Origin of the sequence: Streptomyces sp. HM190 (genome assembly GCF_009857135.1) — a bacterium.
Taxonomy (GTDB): Bacteria; Actinomycetota; Actinomycetes; order Streptomycetales; family Streptomycetaceae; genus Streptomyces; species Streptomyces heilongjiangensis.
On the sequence record NZ_CP047318.1, the window covers coordinates 7,667,116 to 7,690,070 of the forward strand.

The 22,955-nt window shown below is 71.8% G+C and carries 17 protein-coding genes, 2 tRNA genes and 1 pseudogene; 13 read left to right on the top strand and 7 right to left on the bottom strand.

The genetic code is table 11. From position 1 onward, the window contains the following. Positions 1 to 8: 8 nt before the first annotated feature. The 3 genes from GSY65_RS32835 to GSY65_RS32845 form a co-directional block, all read right to left on the bottom strand. Positions 9 to 494, bottom strand: a complete 486-nt coding sequence (locus GSY65_RS32835) for a Dps family protein (protein WP_159775359.1) — start codon at positions 492 to 494, stop codon at positions 9 to 11. A gap of 21 nt (positions 495 to 515) precedes the next feature. Further along, positions 516 to 821, bottom strand: a complete 306-nt coding sequence (locus GSY65_RS32840; protein WP_159775361.1) for a WhiB family transcriptional regulator — start codon at positions 819 to 821, stop codon at positions 516 to 518. Between the two features lie 150 nt (positions 822 to 971). Continuing rightward, on the bottom strand, positions 972 to 1,781 hold the full coding sequence (locus GSY65_RS32845; protein ID WP_159775363.1) for an alpha/beta hydrolase: 810 nt from the start codon (positions 1,779 to 1,781) through the stop codon (positions 972 to 974). Positions 1,782 to 2,060: 279 nt separating this feature from the next. Here GSY65_RS32845 and GSY65_RS32850 point away from each other — a divergent pair, with 279 nt between their 5' ends. Continuing rightward, the gene (locus tag GSY65_RS32850; RefSeq protein WP_159775365.1) at positions 2,061 to 2,834 is read left to right on the top strand and encodes a sulfite exporter TauE/SafE family protein; all 774 of its coding nucleotides are present in this window, start codon (positions 2,061 to 2,063) and stop codon (positions 2,832 to 2,834) included. Here the strand turns inward: GSY65_RS32850 and GSY65_RS32855 are convergent. The 3 genes from GSY65_RS32855 to GSY65_RS32860 form a co-directional block, all read right to left on the bottom strand. Then, positions 2,820 to 3,668, bottom strand: coding sequence for an HAD-IIA family hydrolase (locus tag GSY65_RS32855; protein WP_159775367.1), 849 nt, complete (start codon positions 3,666 to 3,668; stop codon positions 2,820 to 2,822). The genes GSY65_RS32850 and GSY65_RS32855 overlap by 15 nt on opposite strands. Before the next feature lie 258 nt (positions 3,669 to 3,926). After that, entirely contained in the window at positions 3,927 to 4,049 is a 123-nt protein-coding gene (locus tag GSY65_RS34410) for a hypothetical protein (protein ID WP_268978243.1), read from the bottom strand. Positions 4,050 to 4,243: 194 nt separating this feature from the next. Further along, a complete protein-coding gene (locus tag GSY65_RS32860; RefSeq protein WP_159775369.1) occupies positions 4,244 to 4,771 on the bottom strand; it encodes a DUF309 domain-containing protein in 528 nt (175 codons plus the stop codon). A gap of 100 nt (positions 4,772 to 4,871) precedes the next feature. On the opposite strand from GSY65_RS32860, the gene GSY65_RS32865 reads away from it, so the two are divergent. Further along, positions 4,872 to 4,945: transfer RNA gene (locus GSY65_RS32865), tRNA-Pro, on the top strand. A gap of 253 nt (positions 4,946 to 5,198) precedes the next feature. Further along, positions 5,199 to 7,298 carry an ABC transporter ATP-binding protein gene (locus tag GSY65_RS32870; protein ID WP_159775371.1) on the top strand — a complete coding sequence of 700 codons (2,100 nt, stop codon included), beginning with the start codon at positions 5,199 to 5,201 and terminating at the stop codon, positions 7,296 to 7,298. On the opposite strand, the gene GSY65_RS32875 is transcribed toward GSY65_RS32870, so the two are convergent. Next, a complete protein-coding gene (locus tag GSY65_RS32875; RefSeq protein WP_443043283.1) occupies positions 7,286 to 9,121 on the bottom strand; it encodes a helix-turn-helix domain-containing protein in 1,836 nt (611 codons plus the stop codon). The two genes, GSY65_RS32870 and GSY65_RS32875, sit on opposite strands and share 13 nt — an antisense overlap. 315 nt (positions 9,122 to 9,436) lie before the next feature. On the opposite strand from GSY65_RS32875, the gene GSY65_RS32880 reads away from it, so the two are divergent. From GSY65_RS32880 to GSY65_RS32925, 10 genes and pseudogenes are all read left to right on the top strand, one after another. After that, positions 9,437 to 11,194 carry an FAD-dependent oxidoreductase gene (locus GSY65_RS32880; RefSeq protein ID WP_159775373.1) on the top strand — a complete coding sequence of 586 codons (1,758 nt, stop codon included), beginning with the start codon at positions 9,437 to 9,439 and terminating at the stop codon, positions 11,192 to 11,194. Between the two features lie 66 nt (positions 11,195 to 11,260). After that, complete coding sequence (locus GSY65_RS32885) at positions 11,261 to 12,160, top strand: intradiol ring-cleavage dioxygenase (RefSeq protein WP_159776659.1); 900 nt, start codon at positions 11,261 to 11,263, stop codon at positions 12,158 to 12,160. After that, positions 12,157 to 13,224 (top strand): maleylacetate reductase, encoded by a 1,068-nt coding sequence (locus GSY65_RS32890; protein ID WP_159775375.1) that lies wholly within the window; start codon positions 12,157 to 12,159, stop codon positions 13,222 to 13,224. Before GSY65_RS32885 ends, GSY65_RS32890 begins: the two co-directional genes overlap by 4 nt. A 39-nt stretch (positions 13,225 to 13,263) precedes the next feature. Next, the gene (locus GSY65_RS32895) at positions 13,264 to 14,175 is read left to right on the top strand and encodes a YceI family protein (RefSeq protein ID WP_159775377.1); all 912 of its coding nucleotides are present in this window, start codon (positions 13,264 to 13,266) and stop codon (positions 14,173 to 14,175) included. 750 nt (positions 14,176 to 14,925) lie between these two features. Next, positions 14,926 to 15,266, top strand: a pseudogene (locus tag GSY65_RS32900) (hypothetical protein). A gap of 174 nt (positions 15,267 to 15,440) precedes the next feature. Next, positions 15,441 to 15,623, top strand: coding sequence for an FXSXX-COOH protein (locus tag GSY65_RS32905; protein WP_159775379.1), 183 nt, complete (start codon positions 15,441 to 15,443; stop codon positions 15,621 to 15,623). After that, positions 15,620 to 16,867 carry an FxsB family cyclophane-forming radical SAM/SPASM peptide maturase gene (locus GSY65_RS32910; protein WP_236580158.1) on the top strand — a complete coding sequence of 416 codons (1,248 nt, stop codon included), beginning with the start codon at positions 15,620 to 15,622 and terminating at the stop codon, positions 16,865 to 16,867. Before GSY65_RS32905 ends, GSY65_RS32910 begins: the two co-directional genes overlap by 4 nt. A gap of 330 nt (positions 16,868 to 17,197) precedes the next feature. Continuing rightward, on the top strand, positions 17,198 to 18,535 hold the full coding sequence (locus GSY65_RS32915; RefSeq protein WP_159775381.1) for a TIR-like protein FxsC: 1,338 nt from the start codon (positions 17,198 to 17,200) through the stop codon (positions 18,533 to 18,535). Next, complete coding sequence (gene fxsT / locus GSY65_RS32920; RefSeq protein WP_159775383.1) at positions 18,532 to 22,563, top strand: FxSxx-COOH system tetratricopeptide repeat protein; 4,032 nt, start codon at positions 18,532 to 18,534, stop codon at positions 22,561 to 22,563. Before GSY65_RS32915 ends, fxsT begins: the two co-directional genes overlap by 4 nt. A 189-nt stretch (positions 22,564 to 22,752) precedes the next feature. Further along, positions 22,753 to 22,826, top strand: a tRNA-Pro gene (locus GSY65_RS32925). Positions 22,827 to 22,955 lie beyond the last annotated feature (129 nt).

Genomic DNA, 22,955 nt, shown 5'->3' on the forward strand with positions numbered 1-22,955 from the left:
GCGTGCGCTCAGGCGTCCTCGCGCGGCCAGTTCTCCGCCTCGAACATCCAGCGCTGCTTCTCCAGTTCGGCGGTCAGGGAGATCAGCAGGTCCTGCGACACCTTGTCCGCCTCCTCGGTGGCCTCGATACGCTCCCGCAGGCGGCCGATCGCGGTCGTCAGCGCCTCCACCATGAGCCGCACGACGTCGTTGTCCCGCAGCCAGCCCTCCTTGGTGCCCGGCAGGGCGAACCGGGCGGCGACCGTCTCGGGGCGGCCGTCGGGCGCCACGCCGAGTGCCGCCGCGCGTTCGGCGACCTGGTCGGCGTACGACCGTGCCGTGGAGACCACCTCGTCGAGCTGGAGGTGGATCGAACGGAACCTCGGGCCCACGATGTTCCAGTGGGCCTGCTTGCCGATCAGGGACAGCCCCAGCAGGTCGACCAGCGTCTCCTGCAACGCGTCCCCGGTCACCCGGAGAGCCGACTCGGGCAGGGTGCTCCTCACCATCGTCATCAGGTGCAACTCCTCATCACATCAATGGCGCGTCGTCATCGCTTCGTGGCGCGTCGCCCCGCGCCGCGCCGACGCCTCGTGCCGGGCCGCCTCTGCGCTCCCGGCCGTGCGGAGCAGTGCGGTGCGTTCCGTCTCGCACATGCCGCCCCACACGCCGGACGTCTGCCCGCTGCCGAGCGCCCCATGCAGACACTCGCGCAGCACGGGGCACCGGGCGCGGACGCGCTTGGCGGCTTCGACGTCGTCGAGCGCCGGTCCTGTCGTCCCGACGGGGAAGGACAACTCTGGGTCCTCACCCACGCAGGCCGCTTGCCGCAACCACTCCATGGGAGGCCGGGTGCCCAGGACGCACGCGGGGAAACGCGGCCCGCCCCAGGTGGGACGCGAGCCTTCCACATTTCCCGCGCACCCGCCCGCCGGGCCCGCGCACCCGCCCGTGGGGCTTCGCGTATCCGCCCGCCGGGCCTGTCGAGGGCCTCAGCCGGCGAGCACGCCGTCCACGAACTCCAGGACGTCCGCGAGGACTTCGTCCCGGTTGGTCTCATTGAACACCTCGTGCCGGGCACCCGGGTACAGCCGCTCCGCCCACACGGCGCCGCGCAACTCCTCGACGCCGGTACGGGTGCCGGCCGGCGGCACGATCCGGTCGTCGTCGCCGTGCACCCAAAGAAGCGGCAGCGCCCCGACGCTCCCGTGCGCGGAGACCGCCTCCAGGGTGCGCGCGAGAGCCTCCAATGTCGGCCGCTTGAACGGGCCGTGCCACACCTGCGGATCGTTCGCGTACGCGGCGCCGACCGACGGATCCCGCGACAGCAGCTTCGGGTCGAGCGGAACCTCGGGCACCTCCGGCGGCGCGAGGAGCGCCCGCACCGCCTTCCAGTCACCGATCACCGGGCCGGACAGCACGAGTGCGGCCAGCCCGGCGCCGTACCGCTGGGCGTACCGGGCGGCGACGAGACCGCCCATCGAATGGCCGATCAGCACCACCGGCAGTCCCGGGTACGCGGCCCGGGCCAGCTCCTCCACCGCGCGCACATCGGTCACGACGTCCTCGAAGTCCTCGATCATGACCCGTTCGCCCGCCGACCTGCCGTGCCCCATGTGGTCCGGCCCGAACACCGCCGCGCCATGGCCGACGAGGGCGTGCGCCACATGCTCGTACCGGCCGATGTGCTCGCCGTAGCCGTGGACCAGGAGCGCCACGTACTGCGCCCCCTCGCGCGGCCACTCGCGTGCGGTGACACCACCCCGGGTTCCGGCGAAGGCGTGCTCCCGCGAGTCGGCCATGACTCCTCCAGCTGCGTCGGTGAAGGTAACCCGGTGGATCTTGCCAGTCCACCCGCCGCCGGTCCATGGTCCGACCGGCACCCCACCCGAACCGGTCACCCCCGGCCGGCACCGAGCACCGCCCGCACCCCTCGTCCGTGCGGGCTGCCTCGTGTGACCGGCCCCGCGCCGCCGGCCCGGCTCGTCCCGCGTCGCTCGTCCCGCGCCGCCCCGCTCAGGGCCGGCAGGCGAGACGGTCCTGCCAGGAGGCCGTTAGGTGCGCATAGCATCGGTCTCCGCATGAACACGATGACTCTCTGGCACCTGTCCCCGGCCGAGTTCGCCGCACTCGCCTTCGCCGCCCTCCTCGTCGGCTTCTCCAAGACCGCCGTGAGCGGCGCCAACACCGTCAGCCTCGCGATCTTCGCGGCCGTGCTGCCGGCCCGCGCCTCGACCGGTGTGCTCCTGCCGATCCTCATCGTCGGGGACGTCCTGGCCGTGCTGACCTATCGCCGGCACGCCCACTGGCCGACCCTGTGGCGGCTGTTCCCCGCGGTCGGCGCGGGCGTCGTGTTCGGCACGCTGTTCCTGATGTGGGCCGACGACCAGATCGTCCGGACCTCGATCGGCGCGATCCTGCTGCTGATGACGGCGGTGACCGTGTGGCGCCGCCGTACCGTCGACCGGGACGACGCACCGGACTCCGTCACCACCCGCGCCGGCCGCGTCAAGGCCCGCTCGTACGGCGTCCTCGGCGGCTTCACCACCATGGTCGCCAACGCCGGCGGCCCTGTGATGTCGATGTACCTGCTGTCGGCGGGCTTCCGCAAGCTCGGCTTCCTCGGCACGTCGGCGTTCTTCTTCCTGATCGTCAACGTCTCCAAGGTCCCCTTCAGTGTGGGCCTCGGCCTCATCGACGGCCCTTCCCTGCTGCTGGACGCGGCGCTCGCCCTGTTCGTGGTGCCGGGCGCCCTCCTCGGCAAGTGGGCGGTGCACCGCATCAACCAGCGGCTGTTCGAGCACCTGGTGATCGCGGCGACGGTCCTCGGCGGCCTCCAGCTACTGCTGCGCTGACGCCGTCCCCCCGCCGATCCCCAGCAGCGCCGGCAGATCCGCGAACGAGTCCACCACGTGGTCGGGGCTGCCGCTCGCGGCGCGATGGGTCTCCGGCAGGTACTTCCCGGTCCTGACGAGCACACCGGTGATGCCCGCGCGCTGCGCCGCCAGTACGTCCGACTCGATGTCGTCCCCGACCATCAGCGCCTCCCCGGCCGCGACGCCGAGGTGCGCCAGCGCCGCCTCGAAGAACGCGGCCGACGGCTTGCCCGTGATCTCGGCCTCCCTGCGCGCCGCCCGTTCCAGCCCGACGAGGAACGCACCCGAGTCCAGTTGGAGTCCGTCGTCGGTCCGCCAGTACAGATTGCGGTGCATGGCGACGAGCCGGGCACCGCCCTGGAGCTGCCCGAAGGCCCGGTTGAGCGCCTCGTAGTCGAAACCGGGCCCCGCCCCGCCGACGATCACCACGTCGACGCCCGCGTCCACGCCCTCGTTCTCGTCCACGCCCGCGTCCGTGGCGTCGTAGCCGGACAGCCGGACCCCCGTGAGGTCCTCCCGGATGTCGTCACCGCTGTTCAGCAGCGCGCAGCGCGCTCCGGGACAGTGCCGGGCGAGATACGCGGCGGTCACGGTCGGCGCGGTCAGGATGTCGTCGGCGGTCACGGGGAACCCGGCGCCGCTCAGGACCCCGGCGATCGACGCCCGCGTCCGGGACGTCGTGTTCGTCACCAGCGCGATCCCCAGCCCCGCCCCGAGGATCTCCCGCAACGCCCCGACCGCACCCGGCAAGGGCTTCCACGAGACGGTGAGCACGCCGTCGATGTCAACCAGAACAGCACGTTTATCCGTCATACCGGGACGATACGCCCGAGTCGATCGGCCGGCAGGCTGCCGCTGGTCGGCCTGGACCAGCCGGGGCCCGCCAGCCGGTGGTCGCCGTCGCGCCGGACGGGGGCGACGCGCGATCCCGCGCCGACAGCCCTCGCATGAGGTCCTCCCGCAGCAGCCGCTTGGCGACGGCGTCGACGGCGGTGCACCGGTCCCCGTCGACGGGACGGCCGTAGTCCTCCTCCAGCCCTCGGCGGAGCCAGTCGCCCCAGGCCGCGCTGGTCACCCCACCCGGGCCTCGTGGGCACCCGCCTCCATGAGGGAGGGCGGCGTGCCGTCACGGGTGAGGTACCCCTCCTCCGCCACGCGGTCGAAGACCGGCACCAGGACCTCCGGCAGCGGCATACGGCGACACGAGGCGATCAGCGCCAGTCTCCTCGCCGAACGTGCCGATGAGCGCGGTGGCCACCGTTTCCGCAAGGAGACAGGCAGGGGGGCGGCGTCCTGAGTGGACGTCGCGGCGTCACGATCACACCGCCCGGCCGCGGCGTGCGTGCGGAGACGCTCCGCGCGGGTACCGAGGAGGGCGCTCGGGGCCGCTACCGGGGGCCGTGCCCCCGCAGACGCGGCGCCCGGCTGCCCGCGTCCACCGGCCGCGGCTCGCCCTCCACGACCCCGGCCAGGTCGCGGGCCCAGGCCACGACGTGCGTCAGGTCGATGTCGTACGGGCAGTCGTGGCCCGCGGCCGCCGCCCACTCCTCGACCGCGGCGGCCCCGCGCCGCAGCAGCCGGGCACCGCCCGTGGCGTTGCCGCGCGCCGCGTGCGTGAGCCCCACCGCGAGCTGGGCCAGACCCCGCCACAGGGCGCGCTCCTCCTCCGGCCCCGCCTTCCATGCGTCCTCGAAGACCTCGTGCGCGTGGAACGGCCTCCCCGCGTCCAGCAGCGCCTGCGCCTGCGCGACGGTCTCCTCCGGCCTCCGCGCGACCCCCTCCGGCTGCCGCTCCACACCGTCCGCCCCGTACGGCAACGGCCGCCCCAGCCCGTCCCGCGGGCGCGCGTTCCGCGCACGCCCCTCTGGGTCCCGGTCCCGCCGCCGTGCCGTCCCGCCGTCCGAAGTCGCGTCCATGCCCCGATTGTCCCCCGTCCCTCACCGACCGCGGGGCACCGGCCGACGTACGGTAAAGTTCTGTCTGCGCGATCACGCGGTTCCACCGCGGACAGCGCACCGGGACGTGGCGCAGCTTGGTAGCGCACTTGACTGGGGGTCAAGGGGTCGCAGGTTCAAATCCTGTCGTCCCGACGGTGCAGGGCCAGCGGGTCCGCCGAACACGGCGGGCCCGCTGCTCGTTTTGCCGCCGCGAACGGTATGGCCGGATCGATTCGCACCCGTGTGCGGCCCGTCGTCGGCAGCGCCAAAAGCCTTGGACCCCGTCCGGTCCGGCACGGGAGACTTCGTCTTATGCCCTCTTTATATGCGTATGACGCGGCCGTTCAGGCAGGGCATCTCCCCAAGAGGCCCGTGGCCGACTGCCACACGACACCACAGAGGCGGGATGGGATCACCTGATTCGCACACAGCAACGCCGGGCAAAGGCCCGGTCCTCCTCGCACTCCGCTACTACGGACGGGAACTGGCCCGGCTGCGGCTGCTGGCCGTCCCCGGCATGCTCCTGCCGGCCCTCGGCAACATCGGCATCTACTACGCCGCACCGCTGGTCGTCGCGAAACTCGTCGGCCGTGTCGCCGACGACGCCGACGTCAGCCTCGGCTCGACGCTGCCCTACATCCTGGGCTTCGCGGGCGTCCTCCTGTGCGCCGAGACGCTCTGGCGCCTCGGTCTGCACTGTCTGAACCGTCTCGACGCCCTCGGTATCGAGCGCCTGTACGTCATCGGCATGGACGAACTGTTCGCCAAGGACGCCACGTTCTTCCACGACAACTTCGCCGGTTCGCTGACCAAACGGGTCCTGAGTTTCGCGTCCCGCTTCGAGCAGTTCGTCGACACCCTGACCTTCTCGGTCCTGGGCAACGTCGTTCCGCTGCTGTTCGGCGCGGTGGTCCTCTGGCGGTACGAACCGCTGCTCGTCGCCGGACTCCTGGTGATGATCGCGCTGACCGCGGTCTGCGTGGTGCCCCTCATCCGCCGCCGCCAGGCACTCGTGGGCCTGCGCGAGGAGGCCATCGCCCGGGTGTCCGGCCATGTCGCCGACAGTCTGATGAACATGGACACCGTCCGCGCCTTCGCCGCCGAGGAGCGGGAGGCCGCCGAACACCGGTCACGGGTCGCCGAGTCCCGTCGGCTGTCCCTGCGGTCGTGGGACTACGGCAACCTCCGCATCGACACCCTGGTCGCCCCGCTGTCCGTGCTGACCAACGTGCTGGGCCTGGTGCTGGCGATCGCCCTCGGCGCGGGCGGCAACGGCGTCGAGGCGGTCGTCGTCGCGTTCACGTACTACACCAACGCGACGCGGATCATGTTCGAGTTCAACCAGATCTACCGCCGGATGGAGAGCGCGATGACGGAGGCCGCGCAATTCACCGACCTGCTGCGGAACCCGCCGACCGTGCTCGACCCGGCGGACCCGGAGCCGCTGCGGCCCGGCCCCGCCGATGTGCGCTTCGAGAAGGTGACCTTCGCCCACGCGGGCGCCGAACCGCTCTTCCGGGGCCTCGACCTGACGGTGCCCAGCGGGACCAAGGTCGGTCTCGTGGGCCGGTCCGGCGGCGGCAAGACGACGCTCTCCCGGCTCCTGCTGAGGATGAACGACATCGACGCCGGCCGCATCCTCGTCGGCGGCCAGGACATCAGCCGGTTGCGCCAGGCCGACCTGCGCAGCCTCATCGCGTACGTGCCGCAGGACCCGGCGATGTTCCACCGCACTCTGCGGGACAACATCGCGTTCGCCCGGCCGGACGCCACCGACGCCGAGATCCGGCGGGCGGCGGAGGCGGCCCACGTCACGGAGTTCGCCGACGCCCTGCCGGACGGCTTCGAGACGCTGGTGGGGGAGCGCGGCGTCAAACTGTCCGGCGGACAGCGCCAGCGGGTCGCGCTCGCCAGGGCGATCCTGCGCGACGCGCCGATCCTGCTGCTCGACGAGGCGACCAGCGCCCTCGACTCCGAGAGCGAACGCCTCGTCCAGGAGGCGCTGTGGCGGCTCATGGAGGGGCGTACGGCGCTCGTGGTCGCCCACCGGCTGAGCACGGTCGCCGGCATGGACCAGCTCGTCGTCCTCGACCACGGCCGGATCATCGAACAGGGAACCCACCAGGAACTGCTCACCCGCGACGGCGCCTACGCCAGGCTGTGGCAGCACCAGTCGGGGGGCTTCCTCGACGACGGCCCCACGGACGCGGCCATGGATACCGTCACGGAGGCAGTCACGGACGGCAGTTCGACCGCCGGCAGGCTCGTGGGCAGCGGGCCCGCCGGCATCAAGCCGACCGGCAGCACGCCCACCGTCCCCAAGCCCGCGGGCAGCAAGCCGACCGACATCACGCCGACCGATGTCGCGACCACCGATGTCGGGACCACCGAGGCCCCGCCCGTCGATGCCGGGCCCACCGGCACCGAGGGTCCTGGTCAACCGTCCGCCGACGCGACCTCCGCCCATGACCGGCCGGCCGATCCGCTGGGCGTTCAGCCCCGGTAGCCCCGCAGCTTCCGGTACAACGTGGCGCGGGCGATGCCCAGGGCCATCGCGGTACGGGCCTTGTTGCCGCCATGGCGGTGCAGGGCGTCCAGGATGGCGGTGCGCTCGGCCCGTTCCATCGGGCTGAGCTGCCGGGCTGCCGGGCCCTCCCGCACCGGGTCCGGCAGCTCGGTCCGCCGGACCGGCCCCGTCGCCCGGCGCTGCTCGGTCAACGCCCGTACCAGGTGCACCAGTTCGGTGACGTTGCCGGGCCATGGATGCTGCTCCAGAGCGCGCAGCGCGTCCAGCGACCAGGTGAGCGGCGGCTGCCCGGGTGCCGGCCGGGGGGTGACGGAGTCGAGCAAGTCCCTGATGTCCTCAGGGCGTTCGCGCAGCGCGGGCAGGGTCACCGAACGCGCGGCCAGGCTGTCCAGCAGTCGCTGGAGGCAGGGGCCGGGCGGGGGGCCCGGGGTGTACGTCACCAGCAGGAGCGCGGCGGGAGGCGCTTCGAGGAGCGAGTTGAGGGCCGCCACATCGCGCTGCGTCAGACGCTCGGCGTGCCGGACGAGGACCGCCCGACCACCGGCCCACTCCTCCAGCGCCGCGTGCACCGCCCCCTCCGCCGCGTCCGCCGTCAGCAGCGGCCCCTCGGTCAACTCCCGGGCCAGCGACGCCTTCCCGGTGCCGCGCTCCCCGACGAGCAGCAGCGGCTCCGACGACGACCGCGCCAGCTCCGTCGCCCGGTCGACCGCGTGCCGCCAGGCCACCGAACGTCCGCCCACCCCCACGCCGACACCGTCACCGCCGCCACAACGGGGCCCGCCCGGCGTCGCGCCGCCCGGCCCGTCCGCCCAGGTGGCCGTCCGCCCCACCGGCTCCAGCACGGCGACCGCGCCGATCACCGAGCCCATGTGCGTCACCGGGGTGAGGGTCGCGCGGCACTTCGACCCCTCCGGCAGCGGCACGGCCGCGCGGGCCGCGCCTCTCCTCGCGGCGACCGCGGCGCGCTCCAGCGCCTCCAAGCCCTCCGGGGACAGCAGCCGCCCCGCCGCCTCGCTGACCAGCCGGCTGCGTCCGTCGAGGGCGACGACCGCCCGCCCGGCCGGCGGGCGCCCGGTCCCGCCGCGCTCCGGACCCGCGGTACCGTCCCGGCCCGGGGGCAGGGCACCCCGCAGCGCCGCCAAGTACGCGTCCAGCAGCACCCGTTCCGCCCCCTGCGACCGCGCGAGGAGTTCGGCCTCGACGGCGTCGGCGGCGGCCTCGGCGAGTGCGGCACCCGGATGCGGGCCGCACTCCGCGCACAGCGTGGAGGCCGCGGTCACCGTGCCCAGCGGGCGCCCGGTGTCGGGGGAGAGCACCGGCACGCTGACCGCGGACACGTCCTGCCAGAGGTCGAGGAAGTGTTCGGGCCCGTGCACCTCGGCCCGCCGGCGCGTGCTGAGCGCGCGGGCCGCGCTGTTGACGCCGACCGTGCGCTCGGAGAGGTCGAGGCGGCTGAGGTCGTGCCGTCCGCCGCCGGCCGCCCACAGCACCCGCAGCCGCTCGTCGGTGAGGAGGAGGGCCGCCTGTTCCGTGCCGAGGGCGGGAGCGATCCGTTCCAGCACCGGCCGGGCCGCCGCCAGCAGGGCCGGGTCCTCGGGCCGTACGGGAGGCGGCGCGGGGTCCGGGACCGGGGCCGGCATGTCGTGCCGTACGCCGAAGAACCGGGCACGCCTCCACGCGGCGACGACCTCTTCCGGTACGTCGTCCGGCAGTTGCCGCCCCAGCAGGAACGACTCCCGCGCCCTGCGCAGCGAGGTCAGGGCGGGGCGGTCGGAGACGGAGGGCTGCTCTGTGGTGGTCACGACGCCATTCACCGTACCGGCACCAGTTGAATGAGCAACAAGCGCCCCGTTTCCGTACATCGCGGCGTGGGCAGTCCCAGCGGACACCCCGGGCCCTTGCACCCCCGGGCCCTCACATCCTGGGCTCCCAAGCCCACGGCCGCCGCGCCGCAGGGCGCGGGCAGCCCGGACGCGAACGCCCCGGGTTCCGCGTCCCCTGACGCGCCGCCCGGCATCGGCGCCGCACTGTCTCAAACTGAGACACCCACGTTCCCGCACCCGCGTCCATGATCTTCGACGGTCGGTGTCCGTCCTCATGTCCCTGGAGCGTTCCCCGTGCACACCGTCGAGCCCGATGTCGTGACCGACGTACTGATCGTGGGCAGCGGCCCCGCCGGAGCCTCCGCCGCGCTCGCGCTCAGCACGTACGGCGTGCCGAACATCGTCGTCACCCGCCACGCCCGTCTCGCCGACACGCCCCGCGCGCACATCACCAACCAGCGCACCATGGAGGTCCTGCGGGACCTCGGCGTCGAGGACGAGGTCGTCGCGAAGGCCACCCCGCAGCACCTGATGGGTGACACCACCTTCTGCACCAGCCTCGCCGGTGAGGAACTGGGCCGGGTCCGCTCCTGGGGCAACGACCCGCTCGTGCAGGCCGCGCACGAACTCGCCAGCCCCACCCGCATGTGCGACATGCCGCAGCACCTCATGGAGCCCGTCCTGATCGACGCGGCCGTCGCCCGCGGCACCCACCTGCGGTTCAGCACCGTCTACAGGTCCTTCGTCCAGGACGCCGACGGCGTCACCGTCACCGTCGAGGACCGGTTGCGCGGCGACACGTACACGATCCGCGCGAAGTACCTGATCGGCGCCGACGGCGGCCGCTCCCAGGTCGCGGAGGACGCGGGACTGCCCATGGGCGGCCAGATGGGCGTGGCCGGCAGCATCAACATCGTCTTCGACGCGGACCTCGCGAAGTACACCGCGCACCGGCCGTCCACCCTCTACTGGGTGCTCGCCCCGGGCGCCACCGTCGGAGGCATCGGCGCGGGCCTCGTGCGCTGCGTCCGCCCCTGGAACGAGTGGCTGATCGTGTGGGGGTACGACGTCACCGCGGGCGCCCCCGACCTCACGACCGAGTACGCCGAGAGCGTCGTCCGCAAGCTGATCGGCGACGACGAGATCCCGGTGACCGTCAAGTCGTCCTCCGCGTGGACGGTCAACGAGATGTACGCGCAGACGTACTCCAACGGCCGGGTCTTCTGCGCCGGCGACGCCACGCACCGGCACCCGCCGTCCAACGGCCTCGGCTCCAACACCTCCATCCAGGACTCCTACAACCTGGCCTGGAAGCTCAAACTCGTCCTCGACGGCACGGCCTCCCCCCGGCTGCTCGACACCTACACCGCCGAGCGGGCCCCGATCGGCCGGCAGATCGTCACCCGCGCCAACAAGTCCATCGGCGAGACCGCGCCCGTCTTCGAGGCCCTCGACGGGCTCGCCCCGCAGACCCCCGAGCAGCTGTGGGCCAACATCGCCGCCCGCAAGGACGCCACCGAGGCCGCCGAGAAGCAGCGGGCGCGCCTGCGTGAGGCCATCGCGTTCAAGGTGTACGAGTTCAACGCGCACGGCGTCGACCTCAACCAGCGGTACACCTCGCAGGCGATCGTCCCCGACGGCACCCCCGAACCCGGCTTCGACCGCGACCCCGAGCTGTACCACCAGCCCAGCACCCGCCCCGGCGCCCGGCTCCCGCACGCCTGGATCACCTCCGGCACCCGCGCGCTGTCCACCCTCGACACCGTCGGGCAGGGCCGCTTCACCCTGATCACCGGCATCGGCGGCGACCACTGGACGCGGGCGGCCGAGGCCCAGGGCCTGGCGATCACCACGGTCGTCATCGGCCCCGGCCGGCAGTACGAGGACCCGTATGGCGACTGGGCGCGGCTGAGCGGGACGGCCGACGGGGGAGCCCTGCTCGTCCGCCCCGACGGATTCGTCGCCTTCCGGCACGCCACGGCCGCCGCGTCGGCCGAGGAAGCGGAGCGTTTGCTGACGGCGGCGTTGCGTCGGATCCTCGGACACGCCTGACGGGAAGGATGCCCGGACATGACCACCGACACGCGTACCGACATGAGCGACGAGACGGGCGACGACATGAGCAGCGCGTTCACGACCCGGATCACCGAAGCGGTCGTCGACAGCATGGCCGGCACCCCCGACCCCCGGCTGCGGGAACTGCTCGCCGCCCTCACCCGCCACCTGCACGCCTTCGTCCGCGAGACCGGACCGACCATGGCGGAGTGGGAGCGGGCCATCGCCTTCCTCACCGCGACCGGACAGACCTGTACCGCCACCCGGCAGGAGTTCGTGCTGCTCTCGGACGTGCTCGGCGTCTCGATGCTCGTGGAGACGATCAACAGCGAGCGGGGCGGCGGTGAGGACCGGCGCGGCGACGGCGTGACCGAGTCGACCGTCCTCGGGCCCTTCCACATGACCGAGTCCCCGGCCCGCGCGCTCGGCGCGGACATCGACCTCGTCGGCGGCGGCGAGCCGTGCGTGATCAGCGGGCGTGTGCTCTCCCGCGACGGCACCCCGCTGCCCGGCGCGGTCCTCGACGTCTGGCAGGCGAACGCCGAGGGCTTCTACGACGTGCAGCAGCCGGACGTGCAGCCGCCCGGCAACGGACGCGGACTGTTCACGACGGACGACGAGGGCCGCTTCTGGTTCCGCACCTGCGTGCCGAGCCCGTACCCGATCCCGACGGACGGCCCGGTCGGCGCGCTGCTGAAGGCCACGGCCCGCCACCCCTACCGCCCGGCCCACATCCACTTCATCGGCTCCGCCGAGGGGCACCGGACGGTCACCACGCACATCTTCGTGGCGGGCAGCGACCACCTCGACTCGGACGCGGTGTTCGCCGTCAAGGAGAGCCTCGTCCAGGACTTCACCGAGACCGACGACCCGGAGCTGGCACGGGAGTTCGGCATCCCGAAACCGTTCCGGCACGCCCGCTTCGACCTCGTGCTCGACACGCTCGACCGGGAGGAGGCGTGAGGGAGTTCGTCCACGAGTCACCGCCCCTGCGCGTCGTCCTCCGCGCCGGCGCCTCGGTGACCGCCGTGCCCGGCGAGGCCGAACGCCTGGGCCTGCGACGCCTGCTGGTGGTGTCCGGCCCGCGGGGCGCGCACACGGCCCGCGCCGTCGCGGACTCCCTCGGCGACGCCTGCGCCGGGCTGCACACCGAGGCCCGTATGCATGTGCCCGTCGAGGTCGCCGAACGGGCCGTCGACGTGGCCCGCGCCGCCGGGGCCGACGGGTGCGTCGCCGTCGGCGGCGGCTCCGCGATCGGCCTGGGCAAGGCCATCGCCCTGCGCACCGGCCTGCCGCTGATCGCGGTGCCGTCGACGTACTCGGGCTCGGAGATGACACCCGTCTGGGGCCTGACCGAGCACGGCGCCAAACGCACCGGACGCGACCCGTCGGTGCTGCCCCGCAGCGTCGTCTACGACCCCGAACTGACCCTCTCCCTCCCGCTGCCGCTGACCGTGACCAGCGGCATCAACGCGGTCGCCCACGCCGCGGAGGCCCTCTACGCGCCGGACACCAACCCGCTGGTGTCGCTGACGGCCGCGGAGGGCGCCCGCGCCATGACGCGCGCGCTGCCCGACCTGGCGGCCGATCCGCGGGACGTCGACGCCCGGGGCCGCGCGCTCTACGGCGCCTGGCTGTGCGGTACCGCGCTCGGCGCGACCACGATGGGCCTGCACCACAAGCTCTGCCACGTCCTCGGCGGCACCTTCGGCCTGCCCCACGCGCAGACCCACACGGTCGTCCTCCCGTACGCGCTGGCCCACAACGCCCCCGCGGCCCCCGAGGCCCTCGCGGCGCTCGGCGCGGCCCTGGACGCCGACGACGCCCCGTACGCCCTGTGGGAGCTGTCCGGCCGTCTGGGCGCCCCGCGCTCGCTCGCCGAACTCGGTCTGAAGGAGACCGACTTGGCGGTGGCCGCGGCGCAGGCAGCCGGACAGGCGTATCCCAATCCGCGCGAGGTCACCGAGACGGGCGTCCTGGCCGTCCTCACAGCGGCGTACGCGGGCGACCGACCGTCACCCACCTGACCCGACCTACGGCACATCGACGACTGAAAGGTGAACAGCATGCCCCTCGGACTGCTCCGGCGGCGATCCTCACAAGCCACCCGGGGAGCCGCGGGCCTGACGCTTCCCGTCCCGCCCGGCGCGGGGGCCCTCGTCCGTGAGGTCCTGGACCCGGTGAACCAGCCCATGGGCGCGGCCGAGGTGACGGTCACGGAACTCCGCAGCCACCGGGTCGCGGCACGCGGCACCACCGACCCGTACGGCTACTTCATGGCCGTCCTGCCGCCGGGCGTCTACAGCCTGCTGGTCGTGGCCGAGGGGCTCGAACCCCACCGGGAGTCCGTGGAGATCGTCCCGGACGCCGCCCCTGCCCCGGAGCGCGTCTCGCTGCGCTCGGCCCGCCAGCTGGAGCTCCCCGTCCCCGGCACCTGGATGTTCGACCCGCCGCACACCGCGATCCGCTTCATCGCCAAGCACGTCGGCATGGCCCACGTCCACGGCCGCTTCGAACGCTTCGAGGGCGGACTGCAGGTCGCCCAGGACGTCACCGAGTCGCGCGTCCACGTCCGCATCGACGCGTCCAGCATCAACACCGGCAACAACACCCGTGACAAGCACCTGCGTTCAGCGGACTTCCTCGACGTCGAGCGCTTCCCGCACATCGACTTCACCAGCCACCGCTTCGCCTACCGGGGCGGCAGCAAGTGGACGCTCCAGGGCACCCTCACGATGCACGGCGTCAGCCGCTCCGTCGCCCTCGACACGACCTACCTGGGCACCGTCAACGGCGGCTACGGCGAGGAACTGCGCTGCGCCGCCCTCGCCAAGGCCGAACTCCACCGCGAGGACTACACCCTGAACTGGCGCACGATGCTCGCCCGAGGCATAGCCGTGGTGGGCCCCACGGTCCAACTGGAGCTCGACGTCCAGGCGATGTACCGCACCCACGACACGCCCACGCCGCCGGAGTAGACCTGCCCCGCGGCTCACTGAAGCGCACCGAGGGGGGCCAGGACCGACGGCCCTCCTCACACCGGCCCCCGAGGCCGGCATCCCGTCCCGCGTCTTCGTGCCTGGTCAGGTCTCTCGCTCCGCACTCTTCTCCTCCCACTCATCCAGCGCCTGCCGCGCGCAGCCCCTGGGATCACCACTGGCTCCGCGGTGACGGAGCCGATCACGTCCACACCGTCGTTCGACGACCGCGGGAGTCTCGGGCTGCCCCATGGCGGGAGTCCAGACAGACGATGCTCCTGGTGAAGGGCTGGTCACCAGAGTGACCAGCCCTTCACCAGGAGCATCGTCGTCGAGTAGGACCGTCCAGCCCTCGGTCACCGCGCCTGCCCGGAAGCGACTCATGAGTCCCATGGCCGGATCCGCTGCATCCGCTGCAAACCCAGGCGTTCATCACGGCCTGTACCAGCCCTGAATGTCACTGTCTCCCTGTGTACTCCTCACCCGCCAACCACGCCCGCACCGCAAGCGCCCTGGCCGAAGAAGCGCACGTCCTCGGGCCCTCGGTCGCGAGGGTTGCTCATCCCGGCACGCGATCGGGTGCGGTGTCAGCCACCTCAAGCGCCATGGGTTCGCCGCCACCCGGTGGAGGCCATCGTCCGCATCCCCACGGTCAACGAGTCACTGTGACCGACCGGAGTCCGTCGGGCCTGCGTGCGATGCTGACGGCGGCAACCCGGCAGGAACGTCGGTACAAGAGGAGAGCGAACCGTGGAGGCAGCCCACTACCGCGCCGACGGCGAGGACGGCCGCCACCTCGACGACCCGTCCGAGGACGCTCTGTACGACCTGATCAGCGAACTGAACGACGCGGACGACACGTTCGTCGTCATCCAGCCCGACGAGGACGACCCCCCTGGTTCGTCTCCGTGGCCGTCCTCGACGAAGGCGGCTACGAAATCGTCCGCCGCGACAGCACACGCCGCGAACACGAGGTCGACACCGACAACCGCATCGCCGGGATCGTCAACGACCTCACCATCTGGCTGGCCACCCGCGACTTCCCTGGACGGTCAACCACAAAGACCAACCTTTTCCCCAACACCCCCTGACCGAATTCGGCCACCCCGGCAAATCAGCGAGGGAAGCGCCCCGGCACCTCCATGGCCCGGTTGACGCCAACTGTCTTGTGGACGAGCGAACAGCACTGACAGAGCATGGACAGGGAATGTATCCGGGCGGGGCACCATCTCCGCATCCAGCGGCTCTCAGGGAGGCAGCACGGCATGGACGCGCCTCAGAACAGCCACGACAGCACACGACTGGTCGACATCTCCACCGTGCCGACCCGTCGGCTGATGGTGGTGGCCCGGAAGAACACGGCGTGGGGTCACGCCGTGCGACGCCACCTCCGGGAGCGAGACGGCTCGGTGAGGACGATCGACGTCGTCTTCGAAAGTGCGCTGTGACGACGACGGACGCCGGTTCGGGGGACGCGCCCGTGGTTCCCTTCCGGCAGTTCCTGCTGAAAGTGCATAGTTTATGTAACTTGTCGTGCGACTACTGCTATGTGTACTTCGCCGCTGACCAGAGCTGGCGCAGACGGCCCGGAGCGATGTCGCTCGACATCGTCCGGCAGACCGCCGACCGGATCGCCGAGCACGCCCGTGAACACCGGCTGCCCGCCGTCCGTGTCATCCTCCATGGCGGCGAACCCCTCCTCGTGGGCAAGGCACACCTGGACCAGCTCCTCACCGTCCTCGCCGAACGCCTCGCCGCCTTTGGGGTCGAGGTCCGCTGCTCGATGCAGTCGAACGGCATCCTCCTCGACGAGGAGTTCCTCACCCTCCTGCACCGCCACCGCGTGGGCGTGGCCGTCAGTCTGGACGGGGACCCGGCGGCACACGACCGGCACCGCCGGTTCGCGGGCGGTCGCCCCAGCCACGCCCGTGTCGCCGAAGGGCTGCGGCTGCTCAACGACCCCCGCCACAGGGACCTCTTCGTGGGACTGCTGTGCACCATCGACCTGCACAACGACCCGATCGCTACCTTCGAGGCCCTGCTGGAGTTCGCCCCGCCCCGCGTCGACTTCCTGCTGCCGCACGGCACATGGCGGCACCCTCCGCCCGGCCTGGAGAACCGCGTGACCCCTCCGGAGCGCCCCCCGTCCGTCGGGTCGCCCCCGGACGGGCCGACCCCGTACGCGCGCTGGCTCGGCACGGCGTTCGACCGGTGGTTCGACGCGCCGCGCATGGAGACCCGGGTCCGCATGTTCGAGGAGGTGATGTCCGGGGTGCTCGGTGGGGCGGTGAACACGGAGGCTTTCGGACTCGCCCCCGTCGACCTCGTCGTCGTCGAGACCGACGGGACCCTGGAACACTCCGACTCACTCAAGGTCGTCGCACCGGGCGCACCCGAGACCGGCTTCGACGTTTTCCACCACTCCTTCTCCGAGGCGCTGGCGACGCGCACGGTCCGCCGCAGACAGTCCGGACTCCAGGGCCTCGCCCCCGTCTGCCGGGACTGCACCCTGGTCCGCGTCTGCGGCGGCGGCCTGTACACCCACCGCCACCACCCGGCCACCGACTTCGACAATCCGTCGGTCTACTGCCACGACCTCGCCGCATTCATCACGCACGTCAACTCCCGTATCCACACGGAACTCACGAGGACCACCGAGACCCCTCCGGAACAGCCGTCAGTCCTCCCCTGAGCCCGGAGCGCGACCAGGGCGCACACGTGTGCCCTGTGCGGCGCATCCTGGCAACAAGCATGCGGGGAACGGGCGTTGGAAGCGGAGATCAGGGGAATGCATGCATCGGGCCCCGCCGAGAAGGGGCCCGTCAGGCCGGACAGGGGTACAGTTCTCTGTCTCGGCACGACTCAACCAAGACAATGGCTGAGGGGTACCGGTTGGGGGGTGAGGAGGTGTGGGAGGCAACCGGACAACGCGCACTTCCGCCGGTGTCGGTCACCTTCCAGGACGCGAGAATCCATCCACCCCACGGTAGGGACCCCGCGATCGCGGCACGTCGGGGGCTCGGTGGAACCGTACTTCTTCCTGAGCTATGCACGCAGACGCGGACCACGGGTCCTCGTCAAGCGGTTCTACGACGACCTGTGCGCAGAATTGCGCCAAGAACTACGGCGATTACGCACGGGCAAGCCTGCGGCCTTCGACCCTCCTTTTCTGGACGTCCAGTCCATTCAAATCGGCCAGGACTGGAACGCGGCCCTCGGGGACGCCCTGGGCCACTGCCGCACCATGCTGGCGCTTTACACCCCGGACTACTTCAGAAGCGACTTCTGCGGCCGCGAATGGAAGGCATTCGAGGACCGACAGCGCAGCCACCGGGAACGGGCCGGAGTGGATGCCAAGGCCCTCATCCCCGTCCTGTGGGAGCCCGTACAGAGCATTCCGGCAGGTGCCGCCCACATCCAGTACGACAACCTCGAATTCGGCGAGCACTACGCGCAGTGGGGGCTGCGCCGCATCCTGGTGGCCGACCCGGGCGGCGAGGAGTACCGCCGCATCGTGAACCTCCTCGCGCGGCAGATCCTCGTGGCCGCCGAACACTTCCGCATACCGCCCGCCGAGGGCCTGGACCTCACCGCACCGGAATCCGCCGGACCCTTCCCGTCCGCCGCCCAGCGCGCGGAGCCGGGCAGCCACGCCCTGCTGCTCGTCGCCGCCCGAACCTCCGGGACCGCCCACCACGAGAGGTCCACGGACCCGGGGTGCCACGGGGAGAGCCCGACCGACTGGAACCCCTACCACACCGAATCCCCGGAGCCCGTGGCCAGGAGGGCGAGCCAACTCCTGGAGGAACGGGGCTTCACGGTGCGCACCGACGTCGTCTCGGACGTCCTCGGCGCCACCCTGGACGAGGCCCGTGGGCAGGGGCAGGTCGCGGTCCTCCTGGTGGAGGCGCGGGCCGCCGCGGACGAACCGTACGGAAGGGCCCTGCGCGCCTACGACCGGAGCAACCATCCGGGCAGCGCGGCCATCGTTCCCTGCGGTCCCGACGAGGCGGGTGACGGACCCCGGAGCAAGTCCTACTGGGAGGCGGTCCGCAGCGCCCTACCGCTGAACTGGGCGAAAGGAGCGGGGGACCCCCTGCCGCTGCTCCAGTCCGGAATCGGCTCGGACGAATTCGACGGGGCGCTCCACGCCGTCGTGGCCAAGGTGCAGAACCACTTGTTCTCGTTCCTGGAGACGATCAAGCTCGATTCCCTGGAGAGGTCACGGACCACCTCCACGCCGCTCCCCGTCCTGAGCACCCTGACCGTCCCACGGCCCGAGCCGAACGGCCCTGCGCGCCCGCAGCCTGCCCGCCCCTCCTCCGATCCCCTTCCTTTAGAGCAGGAGCAGGACAGATGACCCATGACGACCGCGGCCGTGGCACCATCATCACCTTCTACTCCTTCAAGGGCGGTACGGGGCGCACGATGGCGCTGGTCAACACCGCCTGGATACTCGCGAGCAACGGTCTGCGCGTCCTCGTCGTGGACTGGGACCTCGAAGCTCCCGGACTGCACACCTACCTCCAGCCCCTGCTGGCCGACCCCGACCTCACCGAGAGCGCCGGCGTCATCGAGATGGTCGGTGACTTCGCCCGCCGCTCCGTGGCACAACGGGTCGCCTCCGGCGTGGAGAACGCCGGTGCGGCCGGACCACCCCCTCGCGACGGCAGCCACCCCGACGGCCCCGACCCCCGCGAACTGGCGCGCGTCGACCGCTATGCCGTCGGCACCGAACTGCGGCTGCCCCCCGGCGGCAAACTCGATCTGCTCCCCGCCGGCGTCCAGGACCCCGACACCTACGCGGTCACCGTCAGCACCTTCGACTGGGGCACTTTCTACCGCATGGGCGGCGCCGACTTCCTCACCGCGCTCCGCGAGGACATGGCCGCACGCTACGACTACGTCCTGATCGACAGCCGCACCGGCCTCAGCGACACCGCGAGCATCTGCACGGTCGTCATGCCCGACATCGTCGTGGACTGCTTCACCCTCAGCCGCCAGGGCGTCAACGGTGCCGCGCACGTGGCGCGTTCCGTCCGCAGCAACTCCCACCCCGATCGCGACATCCGCATCGTGCCCGTGCCCATGCGCGTCGAGGACGCCGGCCGCGACCGTCTGGAGGCCGGCCGCCACCAGGCCCGCAGCCTTTTCGCGCCCTTCCTGGACTGGGTCCCGGCCGACGAGCAGGACCAGTACTGGAGCAGCGTCGAGATCCCGTACAAGCCCAGTTACGCGTACGAGGAGATACCCGCCACGGTGGGGGAGCGGCGCCAGGACGGCACCCTCCTCGCCGCCTTCGAACGTCTCACCGCCCGGCTGACGGACAACCGGGTCACGCGGCTGAACAACATGCCCGAGCCGTACCGCCGGACCCTCCGCGCCGAGTACGAACGCACGGCGCCCACCTTGCGCAAGGACTTCTACGTCAACTACGCCGCGACCGACCGGCTGTGGGCGGACTGGACCGTCAGCGTCCTGCGGGCCGCCGGCTACGAGGCCACGCTCGCCCCCGTCGAGGCGGACGACCCGACCGCCACCCCCGCGACACCGGCCGGACTGGATCGCACCCTGGCCGGCGAGGGACGCATGATCGTACTGCTCTCCCCGCAGTACACCGCCCTGCCGCAGGCGCGCGAGATGTGGCGGCAGATCCGGCGCCGGGACCCGGCGGGCCAGATCGGCATGGTCGTCCCGCTGCGCGTCGACGACTCCCCGCCGCCGTCCGAGTTCGCGCCCTCCGCGACGGTCAGCCTCGCCGGGGTCTCCGCCGAGGAGGCGGTGGTCCGGCTGCTGAACGCCGTCGACCGCGGCAGCCCGACGGAACCGGGATCCCGTGCCACCGCCGTGAGCCTCGCCGCGGCCACCCGGCTCCCCGGCACCCCGCCCCAGGTCATAGGAGGACGTCCCCAACGAAACGTCGCCTTCACGGGGCGCCGGACACTCATCGAACGACTGCGCGACAGCCTGCTCGCCGGCACCACCGCTGTCCTGCCCCAGGCCCTCTACGGGCTCGGTGGCGTCGGCAAGACACAGGTGGCACTCGAGTACGCCTACCGCTTCGAATCCGATTACGATCTGGTGTGGTGGATCAACGCAGCGGAACCGACGCAGATCCGCCAGGACCTGAACTCGCTGGCCGGGCATCTCGGTGTGCCCCTCGGTGGCAAGGATTTGGCGGCCATATGCAACGAGGTGCTGGAAAAGCTGCGCCGCGGCACCCCCCACGCGCGCTGGCTGCTTGTCTACGACAACGCCGAGAAACCGGCCGACCTTGACGGTCTGGTTCCGGTCAGTGGGCCCGGTCACCACATCCTCATCACCTCGCGGAATCCGGCATGGGCCGAACGCGCGGCACGCATCGAGGTCGACCTCTTCACCCGTGAGGAGAGCGTCGCGCTGCTGCGCCGCTACAACCAGGCCCTGGAGCCCGCCGAGGCGGCTCGGGTGGCCGAGGAACTCGGGGACTTCCCACTGGCCGTGAGCCTGGCCGCCGCCTCATTGCAGGAGTCGGCGATGCCCGTGGCCACCTATGTGGAGATGCTCCGTACTCAGATGACCGACATCCTGCGCAACCAGTCAGCCCCCGATTACCCGACATCGGCCGCGGCCAGTTGGTCACTCGATCGGCTGAAATCCCGCACGCCGGCCGCAGCCGTCCTCCTTCAACTGTGCGCGTTCTTCGGGCCGGACCCGATCCCCCGGGACCTGCTCAGCAGCCGTCCCGCGCTCGAACTCCTCGAACGCCACGACCCGAGCCTCTCCGATCCGCTGATGATGAGCAGGCTCTACGGGGAGATCGTCCGCAACGGACTCGCCCAGGTGGACCAGCGCACCGACACCCTGACCCTGCACCGCCTGATCCAGCGGGTCCTGCGCGACCAGCTCAGCCCCGAGGACCAGACCGCCATGCGGGAACGGGCCCACGCCGTACTCGGTCAGGCCAACCCCAAGAGCCCGGACGAGTCCGAGAGCTGGCGCCGGTACAGCGCGCTGCTGCCGCACCTGTGGCCCACCCGGGCCCAGGAGAGCGACGCCCTGCCCGTACGGCAGTGGATCTGCGACACCGTGCGCTACCTGTGGCGCAGCGGCGACGCCGACACCGCCAACCGGACCGCCGAACGGGTCCTCACCAGCTGGCGACCCCGCTTCGGCGAGGACGACGCGCTCGTGCTGCGCCTGCGCACCGAACTCGGCAACGCCCTGCGCGACCAGGGCCGTCTGCCCGAGGCGTACGACGTGACCCGCGACGTGTACGAACGGGGCAGCCGGATCCTCGGCGAGGAGCACCCCTACACCCTCGGCGCGGCCATGAGCCTCGGCGCCGACCTGCGCGGCGTCGGCAAGTACGCCGACGCGATGGCGAGCGACCGGACCACGCTGCGGCGGACCCGCAGGGTCTTCGGCGACGGACACCCGCGCACCTTGGCGGCCGCCAACAACCTCGCGGTGTCCGAGTTCCTGTACGGCGACCGGCAGGCGGCCCGGGACACCAACCGGGACATCCTCAAGCAGCGCCGGGAGATCTCCGGGCCCGACGAGCGTTCCACGCTGAACTCCGCGAACAACTTCAGCCGTGACCTCCGGGCGGCCGGGCGCTTCCAGGAAGCGCGCAGACTCGTCGAGGACACGCTCAAGCGCAGCCGGCGGGCGCTCGGCCCGGACCACCTGGTCACCTTCCGTGCCTCCCTGGGCGCGGCGATCATCTACCGCCGGCTGGGCGCCTACGAGGCAGCCCACAAGTTGACCAGCGAGACGTACGAACAGGCCCTCAAGGAACTGGGCCCCGACCACCCCGACACACTGGCCGTCGCCACCAATCTCTCCGCCGACCTCTACGACCGCGGCGAGTCGGTACGGGGCCGTGAACTGGCCAGGGAGACGCTGAACCGGTACCAGCACAAGTTCGGGCCGGATCACGTCTTCACCCTGGCCTGCGCCAACAACCTCTCCGTGCTGCTCCGGCTGACCGGGGAGCGGGAAGCCGCACTTGAACTGTCGACCCGCACGCTGGACCGCTTCCGCCGCCTGCTGGTCCCGCATCACCCCTACACCCTCACCTGCATGCTCAACCACGCCACGGACCTCGCCGAGAGCGGGGACCACGAACAGGCCCTCACGGTGGGCCGCGAGGCGTACGAAGGGCTGACGGAGGTGCTCGGCCCCGACCACTACCTCGCCATCGCCGCCGCCTCGAACCTGGCGATCGAACTGCGTCGTGACGACTCCGACGCCGCCGAGGGACGGCACGAGGAGGCCGCCGGGCTCCACGCCGAAGCGGAACGCCGGGCCACCGGCAGCCGGGAACTCGGCGGTGACCACCCTCTGACCCGGGCGGTCACCCGCTGGCAGCCCATCGACGCGGACATCGAGCCCCCGGTGACCTGACCGCACCAGCTCGCGCGCGCATCACGATGAACAGGCCCTGCGGACACCGTCGTCCGCAGGGCCTGGCGGTCTCCCCGTGGAGGCGGAGAAGCAGCGGTGACCCGGTCGGCGGGGTGTGTAGGGTAGGGTTTACCTGCGCGTTCACACGGGGGCACGAGCCAGCGGTGCGAGCACCGTGAGAGAGCGCGACGGGACGTGGCGCAGCTTGGTAGCGCACTTGACTGGGGGTCAAGGGGTCGCAGGTTCAAATCCTGTCGTCCCGACTCGGAAGAGTCGTAGGTGAAGGCCGGTTTCGGAGGTTTCCGAAACCGGCCTTTCCCTTCTCCCCGCCCCCACTTCCTCGTCCTGCGACTCCTCGTCCCGTCTCCGCCGCGCCCGCGGGTTCGCCGAGC

Coding starts and splice junctions, on each gene's coding strand:
- GSY65_RS32860 (WP_159775369.1), bottom strand. CDS start 4,771: ATGGACGCGACTTCGGACGGCGGGACGGCACGGCGGCGGGACCGGGAC.
- fxsT (WP_159775383.1), top strand. CDS start 18,532: ATGACCCATGACGACCGCGGCCGTGGCACCATCATCACCTTCTACTCC.
- GSY65_RS32845 (WP_159775363.1), bottom strand. CDS start 1,781: ATGGCCGACTCGCGGGAGCACGCCTTCGCCGGAACCCGGGGTGGTGTC.
- GSY65_RS34410 (WP_268978243.1), bottom strand. CDS start 4,049: ATGCCGCTGCCGGAGGTCCTGGTGCCGGTCTTCGACCGCGTGGCGGAG.
- GSY65_RS32895 (WP_159775377.1), top strand. CDS start 13,264: ATGCCCCTCGGACTGCTCCGGCGGCGATCCTCACAAGCCACCCGGGGA.
- GSY65_RS32855 (WP_159775367.1), bottom strand. CDS start 3,668: ATGACGGATAAACGTGCTGTTCTGGTTGACATCGACGGCGTGCTCACC.
- GSY65_RS32885 (WP_159776659.1), top strand. CDS start 11,261: ATGAGCAGCGCGTTCACGACCCGGATCACCGAAGCGGTCGTCGACAGC.
- GSY65_RS32850 (WP_159775365.1), top strand. CDS start 2,061: ATGAACACGATGACTCTCTGGCACCTGTCCCCGGCCGAGTTCGCCGCA.
- GSY65_RS32905 (WP_159775379.1), top strand. CDS start 15,441: ATGGACGCGCCTCAGAACAGCCACGACAGCACACGACTGGTCGACATC.
- GSY65_RS32835 (WP_159775359.1), bottom strand. CDS start 494: ATGACGATGGTGAGGAGCACCCTGCCCGAGTCGGCTCTCCGGGTGACC.
- GSY65_RS32870 (WP_159775371.1), top strand. CDS start 5,199: ATGGGATCACCTGATTCGCACACAGCAACGCCGGGCAAAGGCCCGGTC.
- GSY65_RS32840 (WP_159775361.1), bottom strand. CDS start 821: ATGGAGTGGTTGCGGCAAGCGGCCTGCGTGGGTGAGGACCCAGAGTTG.